Origin of the sequence: Mesorhizobium loti CJ3sym (genome assembly GCF_000472785.1) — a bacterium.
GTDB lineage: Bacteria > Pseudomonadota > Alphaproteobacteria > Rhizobiales > Rhizobiaceae > Mesorhizobium > Mesorhizobium loti_E.
Map to the genome: position 1 here is coordinate 1 of NZ_AXAL01000058.1, position 8,013 is coordinate 8,013.

Sequence of the window (8,013 nt, forward strand, 5' to 3'; positions counted from 1 at the left end):
GTCGTTCCGGCCGGCGAGACCAAGGTCACCGTGAAGCTTGGAGCCGGCGAGGCGAGCGAGACCATGCAGCTCGCCGCCGGCCAGATCGTTGACAAGGACATCATCGTCGGCGTCGGCAAGGCCAAGGCCAACGCCTTCTACACCCAGGGAGGCGAGAAGGCCGAAACGGATGTGGGATGGAAGGTGTACAAGGCGGCCAAGAAGCTGGACGGTACGCGTGATCAGGTGACCTACGCCTACGGTCCCGACAGCCAGTTTGACCTGCCTCCGGGCGATTATGTGATGGGCGTCGACGTGCAGGCCGTGTCCACCGAACAGCCTTTCAGCGTGACGGTCGGGCAGATGACCGATGTCAATGTGATCCTGAACGCGGGCGTCTTGGCGATCGACGCACCGGGCGCGGACGGCTTCAAGATCTTTGAGGCCAAGAAGAACCTGCAGGGTGAGCGCAAGCAGGTGACTTATGCTTATGGCGAAAAGATGCAGACGACGCTGGCGGCAGGCGACTACGCGCTGGTGACCAACTTCAGCACCGACAAGGCCGAGAAGGAAACACCCTTCACGGTCAAGGCCGGCGAGCGGACCGAGCTTAAAGTCCAGTAAGTCCAATCCGGACAAACGCGAAGGGCGGCTTAGAGCCGTCCTTCGCGCACATTCGCATCAAGTTTCATCGGTGCGACGGATGAACAGATGAACACTTGTCTGGTGAAGCGGCAAGTATGATCTCCGGGGCCGCCGTCTTTGCCTAGCTGATGCCAATCTGTTGATCGCGGCGCTCCTGTCCCTATAATTGACTCCGTGATGCAAATGTCCCAGCCTCCGCGAATGCTGCGCTAGGGGGTACCCCATGGACCCGAGCGATTCTGGTTTGCTCGAGTTGCTTTATTGTGCCGTTGCCAATCCGGGTGCGTGGTCTCAGGCTCTCGGGGAAATTACCGACAGGCTTGGCGGCAGCCACGCCATGCTTGTTGCCTCGGGCCTGTCGCTGCACGGTAGGTCTTTCGTGGAGACAGCCGGCCTGGATGAACCTGACGTCGCGCGATTCACATCCGATCGCGCCCGGACTCTTTCACAGCCATTGACGGCAGCGATGCCGCAGGGACGGCCCGTGCAGCAAAGGGAGCTTATTTCCGACCATGACATGGAAAGGGCCGACTATTACAACGAGATCGTTCGGCCGGCCGGTGGATTTCACAGCCTTACGATGCTCCAGGGCACGAACGGCGTTCAGCACCAGCTGATCTTGTGCCGGAGCCGCTCAAAGGGTGAATTCACCAACGCTGCTGCGGAATGGCTGGGGCGCCTGCTTCCGCATTTCAACGTTGTCTTGGTGGCGCGCGACAGGCTGCGTCTGGCGGAAAGCCGATCGAATGGGCTGTCGGCGACGCTCGACAGCCTTAATGACGGCGTCATCCTGCTTGGCGAGAGGGGTCGAATCGAGTTCGTCAACGTTGGGGCGCGGTCGATGATCGGTTCAGCCGAGAACTGGCTGGCCCATGCGAAGTGCCTAGAAGATACCCGGAACGGCCGTCGCATTCGCCTGCGGGATGCTTTGCGGACGTTCCAGGCCGATCCGCAACGCAAATCGAGACGGCTCTACATCGAGCGAGGCGATGGCAACGCGGGCTGGATCATTATCGACATCCTGTCGCTGTCCCGTTTCGGACTGCGAACCGAGGGCGAAGACGCCGGCCGTACATCGGTGCTGCTCAGATCGACAGGCGGCCAAATGGAGATCGACCGTCGGGCATTGGAGGATCTCCATCACCTGACGACGCGAGAAAGCCAGATTGCCGCACTTCTTGCGTCGGGCGAAACAGTGCCGGCCATCAGCGACAAGACCGGGCTTACCAGCAACACCGTGCGTTTCTATTTCAAGCAGATCTTTGCCAAGATGGGCGTTTCCAACCAGGCCGGCCTGGTCGCGGCTGTTCGCCCTTATGCGGTACGGACGCGGTCGGTCAGCCACGAGGCATCGCCAACCTCCCAAATGGGAGAAGCGTTCGAATCGGGGCGCCGCTAACCTCGGCGTCCAAGCCATCCGCATCGCCGACAGGGCTATCCGACAAGACCCAGGCAGAAGTCCGCTCCGTCTCTATCACGCAACGAACAACCCGCCCGCGCGGTTGGATCGCAAGCATTGGGTTCGCGACCCTCCTCGCCGCAACAGGGCCAATGGCCACGGCGGGGACGATGCAGCAGGCGACCCTCACCGCCACCGTAGACGGCGCGCCATGGAAAGCAGACTTCGGACTAGCGGTTACCACGCCAATCGCGGGAAAGCCGGTGCTCACCATTTCCGGGACATCCAATGCCGGTGGTGCCACATCGACTTTTATCGCCAGCTTCCCCGTACCTGCCAGCGGCTCGCTTATCGGCACCTTCCCCATACACAGGGGCATCATGGGGAAGGTTCCAACCGCGAGCTTCAACATGCCGCAACGCTCCACCGATATTCTGGAGCAGGGCTTCACCATGGCGGAGGGAGCAATCGTCGTCGAAAGCTTCGATCCGGACAAGAAGACGATCAGCGGCCACTTTTCGGCCAAGGGCCAGACACGCGCCAAGACCGCTTCGATCGTGATCACCGACGGGGCGTTCGCCAATGTGCCGGTCAATCCCGATCCTGCAGCTCAATAGGGCACGACCTGGTCGTCATGACTAACCGAAATAGCGCCACGGGACTTGCCATCGCCCTGCTCGTGGCGGTCCTTGCCTGCCCCTTGTCCTGGATCGGAGCCGCACATGCGGACGAAGCCTGCAAGATGCGGCCCGGCAAATGGATGGCAACCTACGGCTGGGACATTGCCTCCACTGTGTCGGACCAGCAGACCATGCAGATGCAAAGCACCGGCAAATTCTACGGCACCACAACCATGACGGTGGCCTGCGACGGCACGGTTGAATTCGAGCCCGCCCAGGACGCCGCGTTCACCGTCACCGCCAAGCTGACGATGCTCGGGCAGACATCGAGCGCCGAGTGCGACCAACCGGTGAAACTTCATTTCAATTCAGTGCAGGTGATAGCGGGCAACACCCAGACCAAGGAGTTCCCACGCATCGAGATCGGCCTCGAGCAGTCTTCCACCGGAACGCCAAGTTGCCACGGCGATGGCCCCATGGACGTGCGCGGCATGCTGCAGTCGGCCTTCAGCATCGGCGGCACCATCACGCCCGACAAATGGATCTGGCAACTCACCAAGACCGAGGCCGACAGCGGCCGACCGGAATGGTTGTCCGGACACCAGCCCTGGAACACCACCGAAGGCCCCATTCGGGTGCCGATGCCGGCATCGCCCGGAGCCACCCTGTCCAAGAGCTACGGCGTCACCTTCGTTCCGATCGGCAAGGCACCGGACCTGCAAACGGTCGACGCCAAGATCGATGACGTTTTCCTCGCCGATACGCCAGCGGTCACCAACACCTACACCCTTCACGTGGCGGATTGGGGCGGCGATGGCGTCAAGCCGAAAACCGTGACCTTCGCCCTCGACGACGGCCAGGGCGGCACAACCGTGACGGTCGACGGCAGCCAGATCAGCGGCAACACGGCGAGTGCCGATTTCGAGATCGGCCATCTGCACGCTCGCTCGCAACCCTATGATCTGAAGGTCACGGCCGAGAACTCCCTCGGCTTGTCCAGCGAGGCGCATTACGCCGTCAAGATCATTCCCGTGCCGCCATGGGCCAGCACGCTGACCAATTTCCGGCCGACGCAAGTAGAAACGCTGACGATCACGAATTCAGGTTCGGATGCCTCCGTCTATGGCTATCAGCGTTACGAAGGCACCAAAAGCGTCCCTGAAAAGCCATTTGGCGGCGGGATCGAAATCCCCGCCGCGGTGCCGCTCATCCACGGCTTTTGGGGCATCCATCCAACACAGTTCCAGATCACGCCACGCCCGTCCTCCCACGCCGGGACGCCAGCGCATGGCACGGTCATCGGCCAGGGCGGGCTCGGCCTGGGCCCAACGCAATTCACTTTCAAGGTCCGCCCGCAATCGGAGGTGACGACCACCACGACCGAGAGCGAATTGCAGTTCACCTCTGGAACCGTCCTGTTTCAAACGCCGGAACCTTTCACCCACGAATTCAACGTCAATCCGCTCGATCTTGTCGCCAGCGGTGCCGACGCACTGAGCCTGCCCAAGGCGGTCGGCGACGCCTTGCGGGCAGCCGGCAGCGTCGCCGGCGCCGGCGTGACGGTGACCGCCGGGATCGACAAGGGGGAAGCCGACCTCACCACCGCGCCTGCGCAACAGGCCATCGTTTTGAAAGAGGCGCATGTCGGGCTGTCAGCCAGCGCCACCGCCAATATTTCAGTCGACCTGCAGGTCGTCGGCGTCGGCGTGGCCGGCCAACTGGCCGGTCATCTCGGAATGAAATTCGATCCGTCGCCACATATCGAGAATTGCGACCTGACCTATCTCTTCCTGCTGTTTTACCGCAACCCGGCCTTGTTCGGCTCGTGGTCCATCTATCCGTCCGACCCGAGCCCGAACACCATCACGCAATGCAAGAGCAGCCAGGCCGCGGCGCTGGAGAGACCACGCATTCCGGGGCTGATGCTGGCCGACATCACATCGCCCCTGCTTGCGCTGCGCGACCGGCTCTCCAACGCTTCGCTCAAGCTTACCCCAACCCTCGTCGCGGACGCCGGACCGCCATCCCTGGTGTTCCGCATCCCGCAGCGGCCGGCGTCGGTGCGCGATGCCCTGGTGACGGTCGCAAAAGCCTATGAGGCGCCACCGGGCCGTGTCGAGACGGCGCTGGTCGACGCCGCTCCTTCACCCGTCGCGGCACCTGCGGTCGCGGCTGGGCCGGATGGGCGCATGGCCTATGCCTGGATCGGCGAGGATCTGGCAAAGCCGCGCCCCGCGTCATGGCAGCTTCGCCTGCGGCTTTTCGACGGCCATGCCTGGCGCGACAGCGCCGTCACGCTGGGCGACGGGCAACGGCCGGATTTCATGCCGGCGCTCGCTTTTGCCGGCAATGGCGATCTGGTCGCCGCCTGGACGGAAAGCAAGCGCGAAGGATTGGCCGCCGGCCAGGTGGTGACCGACGCGGACCTCGCCGGGCATGAGATTGCCACTGCCATATGCGACGGCACCACCGGCGCCGTGAAGGCGCGTGCCGTGCTGACCAACGATGCGTTGCCGGATCTCGATCCGCAACTCGCGCGCGGCAAGGATGGTACGATCTGGATTGCCTGGCAAAAACGGAGCGACCTGACACTGAACAATCTAGAAGCTCCGGTGTCGCTGATGACGTCACGGCTCGACGGTGTTGTCTGGTCGCCGGCCGAGATTGCCGCGTCCGGTCTCGCCGGTACTCGGGCGTGGCGCCTGGTGGCGCAAGATACCGGGCGAGCGCTGCTGCTCGTCGACAGCACGGTCGGCAACCAGCGCTCGATCATGAGCTTCACACATCAATCGGGCAATTGGGCCGCCGCCTCGACCGATGCCGTCGAAGCGGGGCCGGCGGGCGTGGCGGGGTCGATCACGCCCTCCGGCGCCGTGCAAAGAATCTGGTCGGCGGGAAAAGGCATCGTTGCCGCGACGGGCTCGGCCGCGCCCGTCACCCTCATCGCCGGTTCCGGCGCTCGACCGCTGGCGTTCAATGATGCTGGCCGGCAATGGAACCTGCTGGTGGAAACGTCGAGCGGTCTTGCCTCGATAGGCATCGATCCCCAGACACACAAAGCCGGGCCAGCGCGCGCCCTGACGACGACCCTGCGCTCGCTTGGCACCGCGCCATCCTTTGACCTGACCGCCAGTGGCGACTGGGTCGTGGCGCATGCCGACCTGCCCCTGCTCAAGACCGATGCGGATGGCCGCCCGCTCGGCCTGACGACGACCAGATTGCTCGTCAATACACCAATCCGCTAGAGCAATTACAGGAAAAGTGTGAGCGGGTTTTCCGTCCGGAATTGCGGAAAAAAAAGGAGATAGAGCGGGTCGCCGTTTCCGTGAAACGGTGAAACGCTCTAGGACATAGGGACGCCAGCGCGTCTCTCATTTGGGAGATGCGAAGGGCGCAGGACTGGCAATAGCATCGCCGCGCCCGCCCGACATCGACCCCGGTGTGACAGGGCAAGGATACGACGTGCAATACGAAACGGTCTTCGATATCGACTACGCCATTCCGCGAAACTGGACCGGGCTCTGGGTGGGAGTGGCCATCATCACGCTGTTCGTGATCGCACATGTCCGGCCACAACGGCTTGAGGCGCCAACGCTCCCGGACCAGATCACCGATCAATTGCCGCGCCGCTTCTTCCCGGCTTTCATCTGGCACTGGATGCAGCCAATGGTGACGCTGCTGGTTATGTCGGTTCTCGCCCTGGCGGTCGTTCTGGCGCCACGCTGGCGGTGGGGTGTCGCGGTGGGATGCCTGATCATGGCGCAAACGCTCTGGCATCTGGGGTCAAGCTTCAACGCGATCGAGCACCTGAGGAACGCCAGCAATATCGAAATCGTCAGCGGTTCCCTCAGCAAGATCAACGACTACGTGACCAATTCGGGCCGCCGCGAATACCTCGACGTCGCGTCCCGGCATTTCGATTATAGCGAGCACGACCCCGGCACGCCGTACTCGCTGGAAAGCGGTTCGTCACCGATCGCTGCCGGACAACATGTTCGTTTGAGTGTGGTGGACAATCACATCATCCGCGTGGAGCGCCAGCTGTGCCTGGTCTATGTCAGATGCAGCGTGAGATATTTCCTGACCATCCGTTTCGAAACGGAAATCCCGTAGGCTGTCCCTATAGTGCTCTTGATTTCGAAGGGGTCGACGTGGAGCCCTGTGCGGGCTCTCAATAAGCCCTTACCTCAGCCTTGCTGATAAAAAAAGCCATGGGCCTCCTTGCTCTCGCAAGTGAGCCCGGACGCTGTCGTTCGAGTAATCCCAGTCTACGCCGACCCGGAATCGGCCGCACCTCCCAAACAGGAGAGGTACGCTGCCTTGCTCAAAGCTATCATCGCCGCGTGATCTCTTGTTGGGGCAGGGTCTTTTCCATGCAAAAAATGCTTATGACAATTCTGGCTGCCATCGGGATGCTGGCATTGGGTCCAAGGATGTTGGCATTGGGTCCGCAGACCGCGCTGGCGTGGCCGGCGAGCGGATGCCCGGCTGGAGAATACGGTTTGATCGCGTCCGGGCAACCAGTGCCGAATGCCTGCTTTAAAAAATGCCACAAGCAATACCATGTCGAGGGCGGCTACTGCGTCAAGACCGTGTCTACGCCGCCACCACCGGCGTCTCAGTCAAGCGGACAGGCCGGCGCGGCGAAATGCCATGGCGGTCCCGCTCCTTACAAGAAGCAGACGCACGCCAACACCAACGCCCCCAAAGGGCCGTATAATTCTGCGGCACAGCCCCAGAAGTGCTGAGGTTGGGCGTTTTGCGCTTCCACCGCTCCAGTCGGGTATCTCGCCGAACTCGCTGTTGTTCAGGTAAGATTAAGTCGCTCAGGAGATTTTGATGGTGGGATTTGCACGGAGCATCGCTGCGGCGATCCTCCTTTTGTCGATGACGACGTTCGGCTTCGCGGCCAACCGCGTCATCATCATTCTCGACGCCTCCGGCTCGATGTGGGAGCGGATCGACGGTAAGCCCAAACTCGAAATTGCTCGGGAAACGCTGAGAACCGTGCTGAAGTCGGTTCCCGCCGACGATGAGATCGGCTTCATGGCCTATGGCCATCGCGAAAAGGGCAGCTGCGAGGACATCCAGCTGATCGTGCCGCCTCAGGCTGGCTCGGCAAGCGCCATCACGGACGCCGCCGACAGTCTGAAATTCCTCGGCAAGACGCCGCTGACGGCGGCCGTCAAGCAGGCCGCCGAAGCCTTGAAATACACGGAGGACAAGGCAACCGTCGTCCTCATCACCGATGGCCTGGAAACCTGTGGTGGCGACCCCTGTGCTCTTGGCAAGGAACTGAAGGCATCCGGCGTCGACTTCACCGCCGATGTCGTCGGCTTCGGCCTGACAGCCGATGAAGGCAAGCAGATC

General features: G+C 62.2%; 6 protein-coding genes and 1 pseudogene. All 7 read left to right on the plus strand.

All coding sequences use genetic code 11. The features are described 5' to 3' along the window. A pseudogene (locus A3A9_RS0136110) lies at window positions 1–603 on the plus strand (vWA domain-containing protein); the annotation flags it as partial. A gap of 244 nt (window positions 604–847) precedes the next feature. Then, on the plus strand, window positions 848–2,023 hold the full coding sequence (locus tag A3A9_RS0136115) for a helix-turn-helix transcriptional regulator (RefSeq protein ID WP_082222402.1): 1,176 nt from the start codon (window positions 848–850) through the stop codon (window positions 2,021–2,023). Between the two features lie 170 nt (window positions 2,024–2,193). Then, a complete protein-coding gene (locus A3A9_RS0136120) occupies window positions 2,194–2,640 on the plus strand; it encodes a DUF6252 family protein (protein ID WP_152536292.1) in 447 nt (148 codons plus the stop codon). A 17-nt stretch (window positions 2,641–2,657) separates the two neighbouring features. After that, window positions 2,658–5,888 (plus strand): hypothetical protein, encoded by a 3,231-nt coding sequence (locus tag A3A9_RS0136125; protein ID WP_152536293.1) that lies wholly within the window; start codon window positions 2,658–2,660, stop codon window positions 5,886–5,888. Window positions 5,889–6,018: 130 nt separating this feature from the next. Further along, window positions 6,019–6,756 (plus strand): hypothetical protein, encoded by a 738-nt coding sequence (locus A3A9_RS0136130; RefSeq protein ID WP_152536294.1) that lies wholly within the window; start codon window positions 6,019–6,021, stop codon window positions 6,754–6,756. A gap of 260 nt (window positions 6,757–7,016) precedes the next feature. Further along, window positions 7,017–7,391 (plus strand): hypothetical protein, encoded by a 375-nt coding sequence (locus A3A9_RS44615; protein WP_152536295.1) that lies wholly within the window; start codon window positions 7,017–7,019, stop codon window positions 7,389–7,391. A gap of 91 nt (window positions 7,392–7,482) precedes the next feature. After that, a partial coding sequence (locus A3A9_RS0136135) for a vWA domain-containing protein (protein ID WP_027062796.1) occupies window positions 7,483–8,013 on the plus strand: 531 nt, incomplete at its 3' end.

Excerpts from the sequence above, each read along its gene's own strand:
- A3A9_RS44615 (WP_152536295.1), top strand. The coding sequence starts at position 7,017 with ATGCAAAAAATGCTTATGACAATTCTGGCTGCCATCGGGATGCTGGCA.
- A3A9_RS0136115 (WP_082222402.1), top strand. The coding sequence starts at position 848 with ATGGACCCGAGCGATTCTGGTTTGCTCGAGTTGCTTTATTGTGCCGTT.
- A3A9_RS0136120 (WP_152536292.1), top strand. The coding sequence starts at position 2,194 with ATGCAGCAGGCGACCCTCACCGCCACCGTAGACGGCGCGCCATGGAAA.
- A3A9_RS0136125 (WP_152536293.1), top strand. The coding sequence starts at position 2,658 with ATGACTAACCGAAATAGCGCCACGGGACTTGCCATCGCCCTGCTCGTG.